Annotated in this window: 20 protein-coding genes; 8 read left to right on the forward strand and 12 right to left on the reverse strand. The window is 73.1% G+C overall.

Annotated features, from left to right (window positions below):
• Positions 1-89: 89 nt before the first annotated feature.
• Together AC0GKK_RS10845 and AC0GKK_RS10850 are read left to right on the forward strand one after the other, a co-directional pair.
• Positions 90-1,535 (forward strand): GuaB1 family IMP dehydrogenase-related protein, encoded by a 1,446-nt coding sequence (locus AC0GKK_RS10845; protein WP_208818826.1) that lies wholly within the window; start codon positions 90-92, stop codon positions 1,533-1,535.
• Positions 1,536-1,578: 43 nt separating this feature from the next.
• On the forward strand, positions 1,579-2,403 hold the full coding sequence (locus AC0GKK_RS10850; protein ID WP_208818825.1) for a class II aldolase/adducin family protein: 825 nt from the start codon (positions 1,579-1,581) through the stop codon (positions 2,401-2,403).
• A gap of 48 nt (positions 2,404-2,451) precedes the next feature.
• Here AC0GKK_RS10850 and phoH2 read toward each other — a convergent pair whose 3' ends face one another.
• Both phoH2 and AC0GKK_RS10860 read right to left on the reverse strand, forming a co-directional pair.
• Complete coding sequence (gene phoH2 / locus AC0GKK_RS10855; protein ID WP_062400360.1) at positions 2,452-3,732, reverse strand: RNA 5'-3' helicase PhoH2; 1,281 nt, start codon at positions 3,730-3,732, stop codon at positions 2,452-2,454.
• A 454-nt stretch (positions 3,733-4,186) separates the two neighbouring features.
• Positions 4,187-5,440: a DUF885 domain-containing protein gene (locus AC0GKK_RS10860; protein WP_476653863.1), complete on the reverse strand. Its 1,254-nt coding sequence runs from the start codon at positions 5,438-5,440 to the stop codon at positions 4,187-4,189.
• A gap of 310 nt (positions 5,441-5,750) precedes the next feature.
• On the opposite strand from AC0GKK_RS10860, the gene AC0GKK_RS10865 reads away from it, so the two are divergent.
• Positions 5,751-6,140 (forward strand): hypothetical protein, encoded by a 390-nt coding sequence (locus AC0GKK_RS10865; RefSeq protein ID WP_208818823.1) that lies wholly within the window; start codon positions 5,751-5,753, stop codon positions 6,138-6,140.
• 1,110 nt (positions 6,141-7,250) lie between these two features.
• The gene (locus AC0GKK_RS10870; protein ID WP_062400354.1) at positions 7,251-7,682 is read left to right on the forward strand and encodes a hypothetical protein; all 432 of its coding nucleotides are present in this window, start codon (positions 7,251-7,253) and stop codon (positions 7,680-7,682) included.
• A 134-nt stretch (positions 7,683-7,816) separates the two neighbouring features.
• On the opposite strand, the gene AC0GKK_RS10875 is transcribed toward AC0GKK_RS10870, so the two are convergent.
• On the reverse strand, positions 7,817-8,587 hold the full coding sequence (locus AC0GKK_RS10875; protein ID WP_208818822.1) for an isoprenyl transferase: 771 nt from the start codon (positions 8,585-8,587) through the stop codon (positions 7,817-7,819).
• An 80-nt stretch (positions 8,588-8,667) separates the two neighbouring features.
• Between AC0GKK_RS10875 and trhA the strand changes: the two genes are divergently transcribed.
• Positions 8,668-9,330: a PAQR family membrane homeostasis protein TrhA gene (gene trhA, locus AC0GKK_RS10880; RefSeq protein WP_405419293.1), complete on the forward strand. Its 663-nt coding sequence runs from the start codon at positions 8,668-8,670 to the stop codon at positions 9,328-9,330.
• 25 nt (positions 9,331-9,355) lie between these two features.
• On the opposite strand, the gene AC0GKK_RS10885 is transcribed toward trhA, so the two are convergent.
• Complete coding sequence (locus tag AC0GKK_RS10885) at positions 9,356-9,667, reverse strand: hypothetical protein (protein ID WP_476653861.1); 312 nt, start codon at positions 9,665-9,667, stop codon at positions 9,356-9,358.
• Between the two features lie 92 nt (positions 9,668-9,759).
• Complete coding sequence (mca, locus tag AC0GKK_RS10890; protein ID WP_405419297.1) at positions 9,760-10,710, reverse strand: mycothiol conjugate amidase Mca; 951 nt, start codon at positions 10,708-10,710, stop codon at positions 9,760-9,762.
• Between the two features lie 473 nt (positions 10,711-11,183).
• Between mca and greA the strand changes: the two genes are divergently transcribed.
• On the forward strand, positions 11,184-11,672 hold the full coding sequence (gene greA, locus AC0GKK_RS10895; protein ID WP_174525543.1) for a transcription elongation factor GreA: 489 nt from the start codon (positions 11,184-11,186) through the stop codon (positions 11,670-11,672).
• Positions 11,673-11,774: 102 nt separating this feature from the next.
• On the opposite strand, the gene ilvA is transcribed toward greA, so the two are convergent.
• On the reverse strand, positions 11,775-12,998 hold the full coding sequence (gene ilvA, locus AC0GKK_RS10900) for a threonine ammonia-lyase (protein WP_346108033.1): 1,224 nt from the start codon (positions 12,996-12,998) through the stop codon (positions 11,775-11,777).
• Positions 12,999-13,089: 91 nt separating this feature from the next.
• Here ilvA and AC0GKK_RS10905 point away from each other — a divergent pair, with 91 nt between their 5' ends.
• A complete protein-coding gene (locus tag AC0GKK_RS10905; RefSeq protein WP_073577681.1) occupies positions 13,090-13,317 on the forward strand; it encodes a hypothetical protein in 228 nt (75 codons plus the stop codon).
• A 15-nt stretch (positions 13,318-13,332) separates the two neighbouring features.
• Here AC0GKK_RS10905 and AC0GKK_RS10910 read toward each other — a convergent pair whose 3' ends face one another.
• From AC0GKK_RS10910 to AC0GKK_RS10920, 3 genes are read right to left on the reverse strand one after another with little or no spacing between them, the layout of a single operon-like run.
• Positions 13,333-14,478: a cystathionine gamma-synthase gene (locus AC0GKK_RS10910; protein ID WP_251785810.1), complete on the reverse strand. Its 1,146-nt coding sequence runs from the start codon at positions 14,476-14,478 to the stop codon at positions 13,333-13,335.
• 38 nt (positions 14,479-14,516) lie between these two features.
• Positions 14,517-15,887 carry a cystathionine beta-synthase gene (locus tag AC0GKK_RS10915; protein WP_489883731.1) on the reverse strand — a complete coding sequence of 457 codons (1,371 nt, stop codon included), beginning with the start codon at positions 15,885-15,887 and terminating at the stop codon, positions 14,517-14,519.
• A 19-nt stretch (positions 15,888-15,906) separates the two neighbouring features.
• A complete protein-coding gene (locus AC0GKK_RS10920; protein WP_489883732.1) occupies positions 15,907-16,368 on the reverse strand; it encodes a pyridoxamine 5'-phosphate oxidase family protein in 462 nt (153 codons plus the stop codon).
• 112 nt (positions 16,369-16,480) lie between these two features.
• On the opposite strand from AC0GKK_RS10920, the gene AC0GKK_RS10925 reads away from it, so the two are divergent.
• Positions 16,481-17,701: an acetyl-CoA C-acetyltransferase gene (locus tag AC0GKK_RS10925; RefSeq protein ID WP_208818817.1), complete on the forward strand. Its 1,221-nt coding sequence runs from the start codon at positions 16,481-16,483 to the stop codon at positions 17,699-17,701.
• A gap of 64 nt (positions 17,702-17,765) precedes the next feature.
• Here the strand turns inward: AC0GKK_RS10925 and AC0GKK_RS10930 are convergent, their stop codons facing one another.
• The 3 genes from AC0GKK_RS10930 to AC0GKK_RS10940 all read right to left on the reverse strand — a co-directional run bounded on the left by AC0GKK_RS10930 (position 17,766) and on the right by AC0GKK_RS10940 (position 19,624).
• The gene (locus tag AC0GKK_RS10930) at positions 17,766-18,209 is read right to left on the reverse strand and encodes a hypothetical protein (RefSeq protein ID WP_226367218.1); all 444 of its coding nucleotides are present in this window, start codon (positions 18,207-18,209) and stop codon (positions 17,766-17,768) included.
• Positions 18,210-18,355: 146 nt separating this feature from the next.
• A complete protein-coding gene (locus tag AC0GKK_RS10935; RefSeq protein ID WP_489883733.1) occupies positions 18,356-19,177 on the reverse strand; it encodes a Bax inhibitor-1/YccA family protein in 822 nt (273 codons plus the stop codon).
• A gap of 156 nt (positions 19,178-19,333) precedes the next feature.
• Positions 19,334-19,624, reverse strand: a complete 291-nt coding sequence (locus tag AC0GKK_RS10940; protein ID WP_489883734.1) for a hypothetical protein — start codon at positions 19,622-19,624, stop codon at positions 19,334-19,336.
• Positions 19,625-19,663: the final 39 nt, after the last annotated feature.

Raw genomic sequence — 19,663 nt, forward strand, 5'->3', positions numbered from 1 at the left:
CCCGACGGTAGGCATCCGTGGTTGCCCGACGGTTGTCGACACGTGACGGGCACGTGACGAGGCGGCCGGGGGCGTACAGTCCCGATACCGTGCGCTTCCTCGACGACCGCCGGCCCGAGCACGACCTCACCTACGACGACGTCTTCCTCGTCCCGCGCCGTTCCACGGTGACGTCCCGGTTCGACGTGGACCTCACCGCCCCGGACCGCTCCGGGGCCACGGTGCCGGTCGTCGCGGCGAACATGACCGCCGTCGCCGGCCGCCGGATGGCCGAGACCCTCGCCCGCCGTGGCGCGCTGACGGTGCTGCCGCAGGACGTGGCGACCGACGCCGTCGCCGGGATCGTGTCCTGGATCAAGTCCCGGCACCCGGTGTGGGACACCCCGCTGGTGCTGCGTACCTCCGACGCGGTGGCCGACGCGCTGAACCTGCTGCCCAAGCGGGCCCACGACGCCGTCGTGGTCGTCGACGACGGCGGCCGCCCGGTCGGGACCGTGTCCGAGGCGCACTGCGCGGGGGTGGACCGCTTCACCCGGCTCGCCGAAGTCCTCGATCCGGACCCGCTGGCGCTGCCGCTGGGCACCGAGCCGCGCGAGGTGTTCGAGCAGCTCGACGCCGGCCGGAAGGCGGTGGCGCTCGGCCTCGACGGCGACGGCCGCCTCGCGGGCCTGCTCACCCCGCTCGGCGCGATCCGGGCCGGGATCTACTCCCCCGCCCTCGACGGCGCGGGCCGGCTGCGCACCGCGGCCGCGATCGGTATCAACGGCGACGTCGCGGTGAAGGCGAAGGCCCTGCTCGACGCCGGTGTGGACGTGCTCGTCGTCGACACCGCGCACGGCCACCAGGAGAAGATGCTCGACGCGCTCGGCGCGGTCCGCCGTGTGGTCGACCAGGCCGGAGCCGCGGTCCCGGTCGCCGCCGGCAACGTGGTCACCGCCGAGGGCGTCGCCGATCTGGTCGACGCGGGCGCCGACATCGTCAAGGTCGGCGTCGGCCCCGGCGCCATGTGCACGACCCGGATGATGACCGGCGTCGGGCGCCCGCAGTTCTCCGCGGTCGCCGAGTGCGCCGCCGCGGCCCGCGAGCGCGGCGCCGTCGTCTGGGCCGACGGCGGGGTGCGCCACCCGCGCGACGTGGCCCTCGCCCTCGCCGCGGGCGCGGCCTCGGTGATGATCGGCTCCTGGCTGGCGGGCACCTACGAGTCCCCCGGCGACCTGCTGCGCGACGAGCACGGCCGCGCGTACAAGGAGTCGTTCGGGATGGCGTCCAAGCGCGCGGTCGGCGCCCGTACCCGCGGGGACAACGCGTTCGACCGGGCCCGCAAGTCGCTGTTCGAGGAGGGCATCTCGTCCTCGCGCCAGCGGCTGGACCCGGACCGGCCGGGCGTGGAGGACGTGCTCGACGAGATCTGCTCGGGCGTCCGCTCCGCGTGCACCTACGCCGGCGCGCGCTCGGTCGACGAGCTGCACGAGCGGTCCGTCGTCGGGGTGCAGACCACCGCGGGGTTCACCGAGGGCACCCCGCACGGCCTCTGACCCACCGCTTGACCCGGGGCGTGATCCGGCGCACGGTCGGGTCATGGCCGCCCCCACGCAGGACACCACCACCAGCAGCTCCGGTACCGCCGCTCTCGGCGGCGGTGGTACCGGCGGTCTGCCCACGCCACCGACGTTCGCCACCTCGGCCGAGGAGCGGCTGCACCGCAAGCAGCAGCTCGCCGGCGCGTTCCGGATCTTCGGCCGGTTCGGCTTCGGGGAGGGCGTCGCCGGGCACATCACGGTGCGCGACCCGGAGGACCCGGAGATGTTCTGGGTCAACCCGTTCGGCATGAGCTTCCGGCACATCCGGGTCTCGGACCTGATCATGGTCGACCACCACGGCACGGTCCGGCACGGGAACCGCCCGGTGAACCAGGCCGGGTTCGTCATCCACTCGGCCGTGCACGCCGAGCACCCGCACGTCGTCGCGGCCGCCCACGCCCACTCGGTGTACGGCAAGGCGTGGTCGTCGCTGGGCCGCCCGCTGGACCCCATCACCCAGGACGCCTGCGCCCTCTACGAGAACCACGGCGTCGTCCACGAGGGGGCGGGCGCGGTCGTGCTCGACCCGGAGGCGGGCCGGGCGCTGGCCCGCGGACTGACCGGCCGGAAGATGGTGTTCCACCAGAACCACGGGATCTTCTCCGTCGGCGAGACCGTCGCCGAGGCCGCCTGGTGGTTCATCTCGACCGAGCGCAACTGCCAGGCGCAGCTGCTCGCCGAGGCCGCGGGGACGCCGACGCTCGTCGACCACGCCAACGCGCGGTTCACCGCCGAGCAGACCGGTACCCCCTACGCCGGCTGGTTCTCCTACCAGCCGCTGTGGGACGAGGTCGTCCGTACCGACCCGGACCTGTTCGACTGAGCACACGGCCCCCGTCCGCGGCTGCGGACGGGGGCCGGGCCCGGCACCTCAGGAGTTCGGTCCCTCCAGCATCTCCGTGACCAGCGCGGCGATCGGCGAGCGCTCGCTGCGGGTCAGCGTGACGTGCGCGAACAGCGGGTGGCCCTTGAGCTTCTCGATGACGGCGTTGACACCGTCGTGCCGCCCGACGCGCAGGTTGTCCCGCTGCGCGACGTCGTGGGTGAGCACGACGCGCGACGCCGTCCCGAGCCGGGACAGCACGGTGAGGAGCACGTTGCGCTCCAGCGACTGCGCCTCGTCGACGATCACGAAGGTGTCGTGCAGCGACCGGCCGCGGATGTGGGTCAGCGGCAGGACCTCCAGCAGCCCGCGGGCGATGACCTCGTCGATGACGTCCTGGCTGACCATCGCGCCCAGGGTGTCGAAGACGGCCTGCGCCCAAGGCTGCATCTTCTCGACCTCGCTGCCGGGCAGGTAGCCGAGGTCCTGCCCGCCGACGGCGTAGAGCGGCCGGAAGACGACGATCTTGCGGTGCTGGCGTCGTTCCAGCACCGCCTCCAGGCCGGCGCACAGCGCGAGCGCCGACTTGCCCGTCCCGGCGCGGCCGCCGAGGGAGACGATCCCGACCTCGTTGTCCAGCAGGAGGTCCAGTGCGATCCGCTGCTCGGCGGAACGGCCGTGCAGCCCGAACGCCTCCCGGTCCCCGCGCACCAACTTGACCCGCTTGTCCGCGGTGACCCGCCCGAGCGCGTTCGACGCCCCCACGAGCCGCAACCCCGTGTTGCAGGGCAGGTCGCGGGCCTCGTCGTGGTCGATGACGCCGTCGCGGAACAACGCGTCGACGTCCTCGGGGGTCACCTCCAGGTCGGTCATGCCGGTCCAGCCCGAGAACAGCACGTCCTGGCCGTGGTACTCGTCGGCGTCCAGACCGACCGCGGCGGCCTTGACCCGCAACGGCATGTCCTTGGTGACCAGCGTGACGTCCGCCGGCGCTGCCGGGTCCGCCTTGAGGTTCAGCGCACAGGCCAGGATCCGCGAGTCGTTCGAGTCGGTGCGGAACCCGGCCGGCAGGACCGTGGGGTCGGAGTGGTTCAGCTCGACGTGCAACGTGCCGCCGGACTCGCCGATCGGCACGGGGGCGTCGAGACGGCCGTGCTTGACGCGCAGCTCGTCGAGCTGGCGCAGCGCGGTCCGGGCGAACCAGCCCAGCTCGGGGTGGTGACGCTTGGCCTCCAGCTCACTGATGACGACGAGCGGCAGGACGACCTGGTGCTCGTCGAAGCGCTGCAGCGACCAGGGGTCGGACAGCAGCACGGACGTGTCGAGCACATAGCAGCGGGTGGTACCTGCCGGTGCGTCCCCGACGGACCCCTGGGGTGCGGAGGTCGGGTCGGTGAGGGCGGGACGACGATCGGTCACGGGTGCTCCCTCGCAGGCGCGGCACCGCGCCTGCTCTGCGTCGGGCCGGCCGGCCCCGGTGCGGGCCGCGACGACGCGGAGGGACCATGGCGGTCCTCCGGCCGGCACGCCCGCAAGGGCCGGGTGCCGGCCCTCTCGGGTGCGTGTGACACCACTCCAGGGCCTCCCGAACGGGCCGCATCGGGTACAGCCCGTCGTCATGGACGCTACTAGTGGTCACCCTCGTGCGGTCAATAGCAACTCTCCGTCCGATCGCTACGTTGACCCCTGATGGAACAGTCGTAACGTGCCGTTCATCGTGTGATCGGTACCGTCCGACGTCGGATCGGGTAACGGCACCTCGTTCGGTGGCGGGCCGTTCGGCTCAGCCGAGGTGCGGCGGACGGAGTACCCCGACCGCGGCGGCGGTCGGTCCACCGCGTTCCGGACCGTGCGCGGCGCCACCGTCGGTGACCAGATCCGACGGCAGGACCGGGGTGTCGAGCAGCGTCGCCAGCGCGGCGGCGGGGCCCTCCGGGGCGCTGGCGAGCCGGGCGCGCACGAGCGGGCCGCCCTCGGCGTAGGTGACCGGGTAGGTGCGCCACTGGGGATGGTCGAGGAAGTCGAGCATGCGCCGCGCCCGGTCGTCGTCGACCAGCAGCCAGCGTGCGAGGTGGGCGAGCACCGCGTCGGGGCCGGCGCCGTCGACGTGCCGCATGAGGGCGGCGTCGAGCCGGACCCGGCCCAGCAGGTCCAGCTCCCGTTCGATCCGCTCGGCCGCCGGGCCGTCGAGGCGCACGCCCGCGCCCGCGAGGACGCGTTCGGCGACCGCGCCCCAGCCGGGGCCGGGCACCACGGCGACGGCGGCCTCCGCCGCCCCCTCCGCGACCAGCCCCTGCGGGCTGTGGACTAGCCGCAGCGCCAGCTCCGGGTACCGCGCCGACGCGACCTCTGCCCGGCAGTACTGCAGGTGGTGACCGGGATAGACCTCGTGGGCGAGCAGCGGCAGCAGCGAGCCGGCCCGCACCCGACCGGTCGTCGCGACCGAGATCCGGCTGCGCAGGCCGCCGCGGTAGCGGGTGAACGCCGTCCAGGGCCGGGCGCCGACGAGGTCGACGTCGGCGTGCTCGCCGTCCGGGAGCCCCAGCGTGTCGTGGGTGCGGCGGCGCAGCTCGGCGACGACGGCGGTGACCGCAGCGGCCAGCCGTTCCGCCGGGACGACGTCGGCGGCCCGGTGGTCCCGCATCCGGGCGGCCAGCGGACCGCGCCCGGGCAGCACCGCCGCCAGCCTGCGGTGCGCCTCGTGCAGCTCGTCCGGCTCGCTGCGGCGCGGGAGCACTCCGAACAGGTCGCGGACCTGCTCGACGTAGCCGACGTCCTCACCGGCGAGTAGCCGGGCCCGGCAGCGCAGCGCGACCAGGAGCGCGTCCAGGTACCGGCGACGACCGTCCGGGAGTCCCGCCGCCGCGACCTGCGCACGCAGCCGCCCGGCCGTGACGACCAGCGCCGCCGGGTCCCCGACCGGCTCCGCGGCCACCCGCCGGGCGATCGACGGGTACGGCGGCGGCCCGTCCAGCACACCCGGCCGCAGCCGGTCCACCCGCGACGCGAGCTCCGCCGTCGCGTGCAGCAGGTCCATCCCCGGAGCGTAGGCGGGCCCGGAGCGGAACGACGGCGAGGGCCGCCGGTGACGCATCCGTTCGGACGTACCCGGCCACGCAGAGTGCACGGTTCGGGTCGGCGACGGCTCGGTCGCACGGGACCGGAACAACCTATTTGGGGAGTATCGGAACCGTCAGTGAAAGTGTACCTCGATAGGGTCACGAGATTTGTTTCGCAGGAATAACAGCGGTAGCTTTTCTCGCAGTCGGTACGGGCTCCCCCTCGTCAGCGTGCCGGCACGCGTGAGACCGGCTTCGGGCGGACTCGAGACTCAACAGGAGAAAACTGTGCTGAAGAAGGCTGGAATCGTGGTTGCGGCCTCCGCCGCGTCCCTGCTCGCCCTGTCCCCGCTCGCCTTCGCCGGCGACAAGGACGGCGACCACGGCCACAAGGGCGGCCACCACCACGGTGCCGAGAACGTCATCGACAAGGACGCCAAGGGCCTCATCGCCGGCCTGAACGGCAACAACGTCAACGTGCCGATCCAGGCCTGCAACAACAACGTCCCGGTCAACGTGCTGGGCGTGCAGGTCCCGGTCGAGGACGCCTCCGCCCTCAACGGCGTCACCGGCGCCCTGGGCATCCTGGGCAAGGCCCAGGCCAAGTCGGGCGACTCGACGACCGACCAGTCGGACAACTGCGGCCAGGAGGCCGGCGCCGGCGACTCGATCGGCTGATCTCCTCGCAGATCTGAGAATGCCCCGGAGCTTCTGCTCCGGGGCATTCTTGCGTTCCGGTCCGTGCCCACTCCCGGGTGACCGGGATTCCGCCGGGTCATCGTTTTCCAGGGACCGACGGTCGTGCTCACCCCGTCGTGTCGACACCTCCGGGCGCCACTCCGATTCCTCGGCTTCCTGACCACGCTCCGTACACGAAGCCTGCCTCCCCTCGCACCCGGCGGCGACACCCGCGGCCCGGCGACCCTCCTGCCGCCCGACCTCCTTCGCACCGGCGGCCGTGAGGCCGCCCGACTTCCCGGCGCCCCCGGCACGCGACTGCCGCTCAGCCGCCCGGCGGCCCTCGGTCGCGGCAGATCCGGTCGCCCGACGTCCCAGCAGCCTCGCGCCCGGTCACCCCCGGCGCCCCGGCCGCCTCGGTCGCGGCCGCCCCGGCCGCCCGACAGTCCTCGCGTCGACCGCCCCCGCCTCGACCGCCGCCGTCCCGGCCCGTGCGCGCCACGTCCGGCGCTCACGACCTCGCGCGAGATGCCGGACGCCCGACGCCGCCATGATCACCGGTTGTGGAGCGGAACGTCCGCGTGGCGGACGCCTGACTCCACAACCGGTGATCATGCGGCCGGGCCGGGAGCCGAACCGGGTCGCCCGCACCGGTTCGACTCATGCGGCACCCCCCGGGTTCGCCCGCCGACCTGAGCCCTCCTCCGGCACGGCCCACCTCCGAGACCCACCCGGCTCGACCGTCGCGGCCGGCGCCGAACTCGTGAAGGCGATGCCCACCCGCGCGGCGGGCCGCACAGCCGGATCCCGGTGCCGTCGGCACTGTCCGTACGCCTCCCCCGGACGGCTCCCACCGCACTGCCCCGTCCGCCGCAGTGCCGACACGCCCGCACGCCACGCCGACCGCGCTGCGAGTGCGGCGACGAATCCCCAGGTACACGAATGATTCGTCGACTCCGTCGAAGAATTACGCAGGGTCAGATTGTCGAGCGCGAAAGCGTCCGTTAGATTGACACGCAGTCGATGCGGGCTCCCCGGTTCGAGCGTCGACAGGTACTGAGAGTCGCGCACCTTGGTCGGGCGCGCTCTCCGACTAACAGGAGACGGACTGTGCTGAAGAAGGCTGGAATCGTTGCCGCGGCCGGCGCCGCGTCGCTCGTCGCGCTGAGCCCGCTCGCGTTCGCGGGTGAGCACGGTGGCGACACCCACATCAAGGACAGCGGTAACACCAAGTCCCACGAGAGCTACTTCAGCGGCAACAAGGCCAAGGCCTCGACCGTCGAGGACTCCGAGGGCGTCGCGCAGAAGAACAGCGCCGGCCTGGTGAACCTGTCCAACAACAACATCAACGTCTCGCCGCAGGCCTGCGGGACCGCCCTCAACGGCAACAGCCTGGTCCAGGGTGCCCTGGGCGGTCTGTTCAGCGAGGCGTACAACAAGTCGGGCGTCAAGTCGGACAACAGCGTCGACTGCACCAACGCCGCCGACAACGGCGACAAGGTCGACATCGACGGTGGCAAGCACCACGGCGGTGGCAAGTAAGATCTCGCATCACCGACGCGCGGAAGGCCCCGGGAGTCCGCTCCCGGGGCCTTTCCCGTTTCCGGGGATCGTGATCCCCGTTTCCGGGACAACTATAACGAGCGAGTCGTCCGGAGGTTACGGTCGATCTGAATTCATCCGCCGAAACGTCGGTGCCGTGCGCCGAAGTCGCGCAGTGCCCGCAGGAAATCGACGCGGCGGAACTCGGGCCAGTAGGCCTCGCAGAACCAGAACTCCGAATGGGCCGACTGCCACAGCAGGAACCCCGACAGTCGTTGCTCACCGCTGGTCCGGATGACGAGGTCCGGGTCGGGCTGTCCGGAGGTGTAGAGGTGCTCCGCGATGTGGTCGACGTCGAGCGACTCCGCGAGCTCCTCGATCGTCCGTCCCGCCTCCGCCTGGGTCAGCAGCATCTTGCGGACGGCGTCGGCGATCTCCTGGCGGCCGCCGTAGCCGACGGCGACGTTCAGCTGGATGCCCCCGCGGTCGCTGGTACGGGCGACCGCCGCGGTCAGCCGGTCGGCCAGGCTGCTCGGCAGCAACTCCATCGCGCCGACGACTCGCAGCCGCCACGGGGTGTCCGGGCCGGAGAGGTCGTCGACGACCCCGGCGATGATCTCCAGGAGGTCCTTGAGCTCCTCCGGGGAGCGGGTGTCCAGGTTGTCGGTGGACAGCAGGAACACCGTGACGACCTCGACGCCGGCCTCGGAGCACCAGCCGAGCATCTCGGCGATCTTCGCGGCGCCGGCACGGTGCCCCTCCGCGGGGTCGGCCAGACCCGCCTCCCGCGCCCAGCGGCGGTTGCCGTCGAGGATGAGCGCCACGTGCCTGGGCTGCTCGGCCCCCGCGATCTGACGCAGGATCCTGCGCTCGTACACCGTGTAGAGCAGGTCTCGGAGGGCCACGTACAGGGAGCCTAGTCCCGGGTGTGGCGTTCGTCCGCCGGACGGGACCCCCGCCGTCGCGACCCGTAACGTCGGGGTGCGTGAGCATCGCCCCGTCCGCACCGCTCAAGCCCCGTCTGCGGGGCTGGCTGCACCTGTGGAGCCTCGTCGGTTCCGTCTTCGCGTGCGCCGCGCTCATCAGTGTCGCGGGGGCGCTCGTCGGGGCCTCCGCGGCCGCGGCCACGGCCGTCTACACGCTGACCACGTTCGGCCTGTTCGGGATCAGCGCGCTGTACCACCGGCACACCTGGGTCGACCCGGCCCGGCGACGGCTGATGAAGCGCCTCGACCACTCGATGATCTTCCTGTTCATCGCGGGCACCTACACGCCGGTCTCGGTGCTGGCGCTCCCCGCGGTGACCGCCACCTGGGTGCTCGCCGTCGTCTGGGGCGGGGCGCTCGCCGGGGTCGCGCTCAAGCTCGCCTGGCCGACCGCGCCGGCCTGGGTCGGGGTGCCGATCTACGTCGCGCTCGGCTGGGTCGCGGTGTTCGTGCTGCCCGGGCTGCTGGCCGGCGGTGGCGTGGCCGCGCTCGTGCTGCTGCTCGCGGGCGGGGCCCTCTACACCGTCGGCGCGGTCATGTACGCGCTACGGCGGCCCGACCCGTGGCCCGCGACGTTCGGCTACCACGAGTTCTTCCACGCCGCGACGGTGCTGGCCTGGGCCTGCCACCACGTCGCGATCTGGCTGGTCCTGCTGCGCTGACCCGGCGCCTGCGCGGGTCGGCGGCTCAGGAGCGGGCCGGTCCCGGCTCGCCGCGGTCGGTCGCGGTCCCGGATGCGGTGCCGGCCGGGTCGGATCCGCCCGTCGCGGTGTCCTCTCCGTCGAAGGACTCCGGGAGCCGGGTGATCCGCTTGCTCATGTTGCGGATGAGGAAGACCGTCGCGAGGAGCAGGAGCAGCACGATCGCCAGGCCGGCGGGGGCCGCGTTGCCGAACTCGGGCAGCTGCCCGGGGGGCGGGGGCCGGTCCTGCATCGGGACGAGCAGCCCCGTCACGACCTGATTCACCACAGCCGTCACGTTCTCGACCTGCACCGCCACGCGCCTCCGTACTCCGGTTCCCGGATCACCGGCACCACCCCGCAGCTGCGGGACGGGCCGGTGACCAGGCTACCCGCGGAGCCCGCGCGCCCTCATCCGGCGCGACGGCGCTCCCCGCCGACCTCGACGGGGATGCCGGCGAACAGGTCGTCCTCCGGGACCTCGGTGTCGACCAGGGACTGGACCAGCTCGTAGTCCTCGGTGGGCCACACCCGGGCCTGCACCTCGAGCGGGGTGAAGAAGAACCTGCTGTCCGGGTCGATCTGGGTGGCGTGTGCGCGCAGCGCGTCGTCGCGCCGGCCGAACCAGTCCGAGCACGGGACCTTGGTGGTCACCCGGGTGCCGGGGTCGGGCCGGTCGCTCTTCCAGTTCTCCAGCCACTCCGCGTACGGCGACTCCTGGCCGGACTCGACGATCGCGTTGTGGAAGGCCTCCAGCCGGGCCTTCGAGAAGCCGTGGCCGTAGTAGAGCTTCATCGGCTGCCACGGAGCCCCCGCCTCCGGGAAGCGTGCCGGGTCGCCCGCGGCCTCCCAGGCCGCCATCGAGATGACGTGGGTGCGGATGTGGTCCGGGTGCGGGTAACCGCCGTTCTCGTCGTAGGTGACGATCACGTGCGGGCGGAACTCGCGGATGACCTTCACCAGGGCCGCGGTCTGCTCCTCGACGTCACCCAGGGCGAAGCAGCCCTCGGGCAGCGGGGGCTTCGGGTCGCCCTCGGGCAGGCCGGAGTCGACGAAGCCCAGCCAGACGTGCTGCACGCCGAGGATCTCGGCGGCGCGCGCCATCTCGGCGTTGCGGACCGCGGTCATGTTCTCCAGGACGTCCGGCCGGTCCATCGCGGGGTTCAGGATGCTGCCCCGCTCACCGCCGGTGCAGGTCACGACCATGACCTCGTGACCCTCGTCGGCGTACCGGGCGGTGGTCGCCGCGCCCTTCGACGACTCGTCGTCGGGGTGGGCGTGCACCGTCATCAACCGGGGACGCTCGCCGGGCGCCGGCGGCTGGACCGGGCGCGGGGCGGACGGGGTGTACTGCGTAGCCATCGGGGCGGGTTCCTCCACGGTCACCGGACTCGGGTCCCGCGCCGGTGGTCTGCCGGCGGCGGGCGGCGAGGTCGTGCTCAGGGACGATCCTGGCAGAGGGGACCGACAGGAACCGCGCCGAGCACGGGCTCCGGCATCGGCAACGCCGTCACCCGCACCATCTGTTCCCGCCGGGGCACCCGTCTGCGACGGACGGTTGACGCCGACGCGACCGGGGCGGCTGTGCGGCCGCCGACAACCCCGTTACCTGCGAATATTCCTCGGCAGGGAACTATCCGGTACACGCGCCCGTTCACCGAAAGGCTGCGATGAGCGGCACGCTCCGTGGTAAGGTGAGCCCCACACGACCCGCAGGCGGGTCGTGTTTTTCCTTACTCGGGGCGTGCCGCTCGGAGCCGCCACCCCCGTGTGCCCGCCGGGCGCCAGGCGTCCCGGCGGCGACACGTCCTGTTTTCCTGGAGGAGTTGATGACGGTGACGGACACCCAGGCCACCTGGCTGACCCAGGACGCCTACGACCGGCTGAAGGCCGAGCTGGACGGGTTGATCGAGAACCGGCCCGTCATCGCCGCGGAGATCAACGCCCGCCGCGAGGAGGGCGACCTGAAGGAGAACGGCGGCTACCACGCGGCGCGCGAGGAGCAGGGCCAGCAGGAGGCCCGGATCCGTCAGCTGCAGGAGCTGCTGCGCACCGCCCAGGTCGGCACCGCGCCGTCCAGCTCCGACGAGGCCTCCCCCGGCACCGTCCTCGAGATCCGCTACGAGGACGACGACGAGACCGAGAAGGTCCTGCTCGGCTCCCGCGAGGAGGGCAGCCACGGCGACCTGCAGGTCATCTCCCCGAACTCCCCGCTCGGCGCGGCGCTGCTCGGCGCGAAGCCGGGTGACACCCGCGAGTACCAGCTGCCCGACGGCGGAACCATGAAGGTGACGCTGGTGTCGGTGGAGGCCTTCACCGGCTGACCCACGACCACCCGCGGAACGGGCCCGGCCGGTCGGCCGGGCCCGTTCGCGTGTCGGGGCCGGTCGAGCGTGTCGGAGCCGGTCGGAGCGGACCGGGGCGGGTCAGGGCGTGGCGACGGCGTGCCCGGCCTCGCGCAGGTCGGCGACGATGGCGTCGCGGTGCTCGGGCCCCCGCGTCTCCACGCTGAGCTCGACGTCGACCTCCCCCACCGCGAGCGCGCCGCTGATCCGCGAGTGCGCGACGTCGGTGACGTTGGCCCCGAGCCGACCGACCCGGGCCAGGAGCTCGGCGAGCGCGCCGGGGCGGTCGGGCATCCTCAGGTGCAGCGTGAGGTAGCGGGACGAGGCGACCAGCCCGTGCCGGATGACCTGCAGCAGCACGAGCGGGTCGACGTTGCCGCCGGACAGCACGCACACGACCGGCCCCGGCCAGCGGTCGGGCTGCTCCATCAGCGCGGCGACGGACGCGGCGCCGGCCGGCTCGACGAGCATCTTCGCCCGCTCCAGGCAGTGCAGCAGCGCCGCGGACAACGCGTCCTCCGACACCGTGACCATCTCGTCGATCAGGCTGCTGACCTGGGCGAACGTCACGTCGCCCGGGCGTCCGACGGCGATCCCGTCGGCCATCGTGCGCATCCCGCCGACCGGCATCGGCTCGCCGGCCGCCAGCGACGACGGCCAGGCCGCGGCACCCGCGGCCTGCACCCCGACGATCCGGACGTCCGGGCGGGCGGCGCGCAGGACCGCGGCGGTCCCGCCGAGCAGCCCACCGCCGCCCGCGGAGATCAGCACGGTGCCGGCGTCGGGGACCTGGTCGAGGATCTCGCAGCCGACGGTGCCCTGGCCGGCGATGATGTCGGGGTGGTCGAAGGGGTGCACGAACACCGCACCCGACCGTTCGGCGGCCGCGGTGGCGGCTGTGACGGCCTCGTCGACGGTGCGGCCGGTGAGCACGACCTCGGCGCCGTAGCCGCGGGTCGCGTCGACCTTGGGCAGGGCCGCCCGCTCGGGCATGTACACGGTGGCGCGCACGCCCAGCAGCCGTGCGGCGAGCGCGACGCCCTGGGCGTGGTTGCCCGCCGACGCCGCGACGACGCCGCCTGCACGTTCGTCGTCGGAGAGGCGTGCGATGCGGGTGTAGGCACCGCGGATCTTGAACGAGCCCGTGCGCTGCAGGTTCTCGCACTTCAGAACGACCCGGGAGCCGGTCAGGTCGGACAGGGCGCGGGCACCGGCGACGGGCGTGGTGCGCACGACGCCGGAGAGCAGTTCGCGGGCGGAGAGCACGTCGTCGGCGGTGACCGGGGGGATGACGGGGGCGGCCATCCCGGCAGTCTCGCACCGCCCCGGGTAACCTCGCCGGTGTCTCACCGGGCGTGACGTCTCCTGCGCGCCCGGTGTCGGGAGGGACTCGCGAATGACGCGTCTGCGCACGACGGCACCGCTGCTGCTGGCCGCCGGTCTGGCCGCGCTCGCGGTGGCGACCGTGCACGACGCGGGCTGCGCCGACCCGGGCCGCTACGAGGCCCGCGGCGACGGCACGTGGTCGCTGGTCGGCGGCTGCGTGGACCCGGGTGACCTGGTCATCCCGCCGCCGCCGGTGGTCCAGCCCCCCGCGCCGTCGCCGGAGCAGTCGCGCAGCTGAGCCCGCCCGGCGGCGCTACCGGACCGCGTCGAGCGCGGCCCGCAGGTCGTCGAGCAGGTCGTCGGCGTCCTCGATGCCGACCGACAGCCGGACCAGCGAGTCCGGCACCTCGAGCATCGACCCCGCGGTCGAGGCGTGGGTCATCTCGCCCGGGTGCTCGATCAGCGACTCGACTCCGCCGAGGGACTCGGCGAGGGTGAACAGCCGGGTGCCCGCACAGATCCGCAGCGCCGCGTCGCGCCCGCCCGCGGCGAGGAACGACACCATCCCGCCGAACCGGCGCATCTGCTTGGCCGCGACCTCGTGGCCGGGGTGCCCGGGCAGGCCCGGGTAGAGCACCGAGGCCACCGCGGGGTGCGCGGAGAGCATCTCGGCGACGCGCTCGGCGTTGTCGCAGTGGCGCTCCATGCGCACCGCGAGGGTCTTCGCGCCGCGCAGGGTCAGCCACGCGTCGAACGGGCCGGGCACCGAACCGGTGGAGTTCTGGACGAAGGCGATCTGCTCGGACAGGGCGTCGTCGTCGGTGACCAGTGCACCGCCGACGACGTCGGAGTGGCCGCCGACGTACTTGGTCGTGGAGTGCACGACGACGTCGGCGCCCAGCGCCAGCGGCGTCTGCAGGTAGGGCGAGGCGAAGGTGTTGTCGACGACGAGCCGCGCGCCCGCGGAGTGCGCCACCCCGGCCAGCGCCGCGATGTCGGCGATGCCGAGCAGCGGGTTGGTCGGGGTCTCGCACCACACGACCCTGGTCGTGGGCCGCAGCGCCGCGCGCAGGGCGTCGTGGTCGGCGAGGTCGACCGGGGTGTGCTCGACACCGAATCCGGACAGCACCTTGTCCACCAGCCGGAACGTGCCGCCGTAGGCGTCGTGCGGGATGACCAGGTGGTCACCGGGCTTGAGCAGGATCCGCAGCAGCGTGTCCGTCGCCCCCATCCCGGAGCCGAACGCGTGCGCGTGCCGGCCGCCCTCCAGGGCGGCGAGCTGGTCCTGCAGCACGGTCCGGGTCGGGTTGGCGCTGCGGGAGTACTCGTACCCCCCGCGGGTCCCGCCGACGCCGTCCTGGGCGTAGGTCGAGCTGGTGTGGATCGACGTCGTGACCGCGCCGGTCGTCGGGTCCGGGACCTGGCCGGCGTGGATCGCGCGTGTGGAGAAGCCCTGCATGGACGCCGAGGCTACTCCCGGCGTCCATGCGGGCCGGGTCAGGCGTTGCCGCCGAGGAAGGCGATCACGTCGGACCGGGTGACGACGCCCGCGGGCTTGCCGTCCTCCAGCACCAGCGCGGCGTCGGCCTTGGCGAAGGCCTTCATCGCGTCCTGCACCGACTCGCCGGCGCCGAGGGTCGGCAGCGGCTCGGACATGTGGTCCTCGAGCCGGTCCGAGAGCTTGGCCCGGCCGGTGAACAGCGCGTCGAGCAGGTCGCGCTCGCTGACCGACCCGGCGACCTCGGCCGCCATGACCGGCGGCTCCGCCTTGACGACCGGCATCTGGGAGACACCGAACTCGCGCAGGTAGAGCGCGGCGTCGGCGACGGTCTCGTTGGGGTGGGCGTGCACCAGCGCGGGCAGCGCGCCGTCCTTGCGCCGCAGCACGTCGCCGATGGTCGCGCCCTGCGACGGCGGGAGGAAGCCGTAGCTGGCCATCCAGCGGTCGTTGAAGACCTTGCCGAGGTAGCCGCGGCCACCGTCGGGCAGCAGCACGACGACCACCGCGTCCGCGGGCAGCGTCGCGGCCACCCGCAGGGCGGCGACGGTCGCCATCCCACAGGAACCGCCGACGAGCAGCGCCTCCTCGCGGGCGAGGCGGCGGGTCATCTCGAAGGAGTCGGCGTCGGAGACGGCGACGATCTCGTCGCAGATGTCGCGGTCGTAGGTGGTCGGCCAGAAGTCCTCGCCGACGCCCTCGACCAGGTAGGGACGCCCGGTGCCGCCGGAGTAGACCGAGCCCTCCGGGTCGGCGCCGATGATCCGCACGGCGCCGTCCGACTGCTCCTTGAGGTACCGCCCGATGCCCGAGATGGTGCCGCCGGTGCCGATCCCCGCCACGAAGTGGGTGATCCGGCCCTCGGTCTGCTGCCAGATCTCCGGGCCGGTCGAGTGGTAGTGCGACTCGGGGTTGGCCGGGTTCGCGTACTGGTTGGGCTTCCAGGCGCCCTCGATCTCGCGGACCAGCCGGTCGGAGGTCTGGTAGTAGGAGTCGGGGTGCTCGGGGTCGACCGCCGTCGGGCACACCACGACCTCGGCGCCGTAGGCCTTGAGGACGTTGCGCTTGTCCTCGCCGACCTTGTCCGGGCACACGAACACGCACTGGTAGCCCTTGCGCTGGGCGACCATCGCCAGCCCGACCCCGGTGTTGCCCGAGGTCGGCTCGACGATCGTGCCGCCCGGGCGCAGCTCACCGGAGGCCTCGGCGGCCTCGACCATCCGCAGGGCGATGCGGTCCTTCACCGATCCACCGGGGTTCAGGTACTCGACCTTGGCCAGGACCGGCGGGGCGATGCCCTGGGCCGTCGCTCCCAGCCGGACGAGGGGAGTATTCCCGACCAGGTCGACGACGTGCTCGACGTAGCGCATGCACGCATCCTCGCACCGCTCACTCGCGCGAGACCTCGTGCATCCCGCCACCGGGGGTCCACCAGCGGACCACGAGACGGTTCCGCTCGTCGTTGAGCCCGGTCCAGACGACCTCGGTGAGATCGACGCGGAACGCGTCCCCGGTGACCGGCCCGGACAGCGGGCCCTGCAGCACGGCCCGGCCCGACACCTTCAGGTCGCCGTCCCCGAGGTCCCCTCCGGACTGGTCGGCCGGTGCGGCGTGCAGCGCGAACCGCGGGTCCCGCCGCAGGTCGGAGCCCTTCCGGGCGCCCGGCATCGACCCGAAGGAGAGCTCGGTGTCACCGCCGGCGTCGTCCAGCACCACCTCGATCCCGGAGACGCGCGGTGCCCCGTCGGCGCGCAGCGTCGCGATCACGAGCGCGATCCCCCGCCGCAGGATCCGCTCGGACAGGTCGGCGAACGCGGGCTCGGCCCGCCGGAAGTCTCCCCACGACGTCATGGGCCAGAGCATGCCGCGGACCCCTGACGGTTTCGTCACGCCGTCTCCCGATCATCGGTTACCGACGAGTAGGGTCTGATCGAGAGGTACCTGCGATGGAGGAGGACGTCCCATGCCCGAAGCCGTGATCGTCGCCGCGGCCCGGTCCCCGATCGGCCGCGCCAACAAGGGCTCCCTGGCCGGGATGCGCCCGGACGACCTGACCGTGCAGATGGTCCGCGCCGCCCTGGGCCAGGTCCCGCAGCTGGACCCGGCCGAGATCGACGACCTGATGCTCGGCTGCGGCCTGCCCGGTGGGGAGCAGGGCAACAACCTGGCCCGGATCGTCGCGATCCAGCTCGGCCACGACTCGCTGCCCGGCACCACTATCACCCGGTACTGCTCGTCGTCGCTGCAGACCACCCGGATGGCGCTGCACGCGATCAAGGCCGGCGAGGGCGACGTGTTCGTCTCCGCCGGTGTCGAGACCGTCTCCCGCTTCTCCCGCGGCACGTCGGACTCCTGGCCGGACACGCACAACCCGCTGTTCGCCGACGCCGAGGCCCGCACCGCCGAGACCGCGGAGAAGGGCGCCGAGAGCTGGACCGACCCGCGCGACCAGAGTCTCCTGCCGGACGCCTACATCTCCATGGGGCAGACCGCGGAGAACCTGGCGCGGTACAAGGACGTGTCCCGCGAGGACATGGACCGCTTCGCGGTGCAGTCGCAGAACCGTGCGGAGAAGGCCATCGCCGACGGCTTCTTCGCGCGTGAGATCACCCCGGTGACGCTGCCCGACGGCACGGTCGTCGACACCGACGACGGTCCCCGCCCCGGCACCACCTACGACAAGATCTCGCAGCTCAAGCCGGTCTTCCGCCCGGACGGCCGGATCACCGCCGGCAACGCGTGCCCGCTCAACGACGGCGCCGCCGCCCTGGTGATCATGTCCGACACGAAGGCCGAGCAGCTCGGCGTCACGCCGCTGGCCCGGGTCGTCTCGACCGGTGTCACCGGGCTGTCGCCGGAGATCATGGGCTACGGCCCGGTCGAGGCCTCCCAGCAGGCGCTGCGCCGCGCCGGGCTCACCATCGACGACATCGACCTGGTCGAGATCAACGAGGCCTTCGCCGCGCAGGTGCTGCCCAGCGCCCGCGACCTGGGCATCGACGAGGCCAAGCTGAACGTGCACGGCGGCGCGATCGCGCTGGGCCACCCGTTCGGCATGACCGGCGCCCGCATCACGACGACCCTGATGAACGGCCTGCGCAGCACCGGCGGCCGCTACGGGCTCGAGACGATGTGCGTCGGCGGCGGCCAGGGCATGGCGCTGGTGATCGAGAACCTCGCCTGACCCCACGGCGTCCCACGAACGGGCCGGTCCGCCTCGCGCGGGCCGGCCCGTCGGCGTCACGGGGTCAGGCGGCGTGGCCGGGCGGGTCGATGCGCACGCCGGTGGCCTCGATCTCGGCCTCGGTCCGCAGCCGGGCGAACTCCCGGTCCGCGTCGAGCGCGCCCTGGGTCCCGCCCGCCTCGACGTGGGCGCGCAGCGGCGGGTCCTCGACGCCGACGGCCCGACAGACGTCGAGCAGGACGTCGTCGTAGGCGGCCAGCAGCGCCAGGCGCCGGACGCGGGTGGCCGGCTGCGGCCCGCGGCGCAGCCGGTCGAGGCGGCGCAGGTCGGCGACGAGCCGTTCCAGCGGCGGCCCGATCGGGCGCGGCGGAGCCGGGCGGCGGTGTCGCGCGGCGACCCAGCGCACCAGGCGGGGCAGGCGCACCAGCAGCCCCACCAGCACCGCGGGCCCGAACGCGATCCCCAGGAGGATGGCGATCCCGGTGACGACCGGGTCGTTCCCGGGCACGTCACCGACGCTACGACTCCCGGCTCCGCCGGGCCACCCCCGGACACGACGACGCCGCGGACACCTGAGGTGTCCGCGGCGCGCGCGACCGGAGGGGGCGATTCCGGCCGCACCCGGCCCTCACGGGCCGGGTCGTGGGTGACCGGTCAGTCCTGGCGCAGGTAGCTCAGCAGGCGCAGGATCTCGATGTAGAGCCAGACGATGGTGGTCATGAGCCCGAACGCGAGGTACCAGGAGTACTTCGCCGGAACACCGGCCTTGACCGCGTTGTCCGCGGCGTCGAAGTCGAGCAGCAGGCTGAACGCCGCCACGCCGATCACGACGATGCTGAACAGGATGGCCAGCGGGCCGCCGTCACGGAGGCCGAAGCCACCCTCGGTGAAGAAGCTCGCGACCAGGTTCGCCAGCATCAGGACGACGACGCCGATCAGGGCGCCCATCATCCACTTGGTGAACCGCGGGGTGACCCGGACGGCACCGGTCTTGTAGACGACCAGCATCCCGAAGAACACACCGGCGGTGCCGATCACGGCCTGGACGCCGATGCCCCGGAGGTTCGGGTCCATCTGCATGAACCCGGTGATGCCGCCGAGCGCGACACCCATCGAGCCGGAGTAGAGCAGCGTCAGGACGGCGCTGGGCTTCTGCCTGAAGATGACGATCAGGGACACGACGAGCCCGACGATGAACGCGGGCAGCGCCAGGATGTAGAGACCCGACAGCACGGTCAGGGTGCCCGCGACCAGAGCCAGGGCAGCGCTGATGGCGGTCTTCTGGACGACGTCGTCGACCGTGATCGGCCGGCCCGTGTCCTGCGTGGCCTGGGTCGGGTCGACGTAGGACGACTGGGAGCCGGCCATCGCGGCGCCCCCGCCCATCATGCCGCCACCCGAGCGGTCGAACGTGGCGTAGCCGCCCTGCTGCTGTGTGGGCAGGTTGCGGAACGCCGGGTTGCTCGTGGAGCGCACCTGGATCCTCCTCGACGGACGTGTGCGGGGCCCACCTCTGGCAGGCCCTCACACGTGTGCAACGCCGAGGGAGCGCCGGGGGTTCCCGCTGGTAAAAGAAAATTTACCGCGTCCGGGGCCTCCGGCGTCAGCCCCGTCTCCCACGACGGGCGATGATCACCGCCCCGGGTGTCTCACCTGCGGGAACGTCGACGTCGGCGGCAGCGGTTCGGCACGCACCGCCGGCATCTCGGGCGTGGTGTCGAAGCGACGGTCGTCGGCGGTGTCGGCACGCGCGTCGGACAGCGGCGCGTCACCGCGCATCTCCGCGCGGATCAGCGCGGGCCAGCGTCCGACCGAGCCGAGCGCGGCCACCGCGGCACGGCGGCCCGCGGGACTGACCAGGGCGGCGACGACGACGAGCAGCGCGACGGCGACGACCACGCTGCCGGAACCCGGAACGAACACGGGCGTACCTCCTCGCAGAAGCGGGCGCCCGGCCGGGGG

The organism is Pseudonocardia sp. P-1 (assembly GCF_058111925.1).

Coding starts and splice junctions, on each gene's coding strand:
- AC0GKK_RS10850 (WP_208818825.1), top strand. CDS start 1,579: ATGGCCGCCCCCACGCAGGACACCACCACCAGCAGCTCCGGTACCGCC.
- AC0GKK_RS10860 (WP_476653863.1), bottom strand. CDS start 5,440: ATGGACCTGCTGCACGCGACGGCGGAGCTCGCGTCGCGGGTGGACCGG.
- mca (WP_405419297.1), bottom strand. CDS start 10,710: ATGGCTACGCAGTACACCCCGTCCGCCCCGCGCCCGGTCCAGCCGCCG.
- ilvA (WP_346108033.1), bottom strand. CDS start 12,998: ATGGCCGCCCCCGTCATCCCCCCGGTCACCGCCGACGACGTGCTCTCC.
- AC0GKK_RS10905 (WP_073577681.1), top strand. CDS start 13,090: ATGACGCGTCTGCGCACGACGGCACCGCTGCTGCTGGCCGCCGGTCTG.
- AC0GKK_RS10910 (WP_251785810.1), bottom strand. CDS start 14,478: ATGCAGGGCTTCTCCACACGCGCGATCCACGCCGGCCAGGTCCCGGAC.
- AC0GKK_RS10915 (WP_489883731.1), bottom strand. CDS start 15,887: ATGCGCTACGTCGAGCACGTCGTCGACCTGGTCGGGAATACTCCCCTC.
- AC0GKK_RS10920 (WP_489883732.1), bottom strand. CDS start 16,368: ATGACGTCGTGGGGAGACTTCCGGCGGGCCGAGCCCGCGTTCGCCGAC.
- AC0GKK_RS10925 (WP_208818817.1), top strand. CDS start 16,481: ATGCCCGAAGCCGTGATCGTCGCCGCGGCCCGGTCCCCGATCGGCCGC.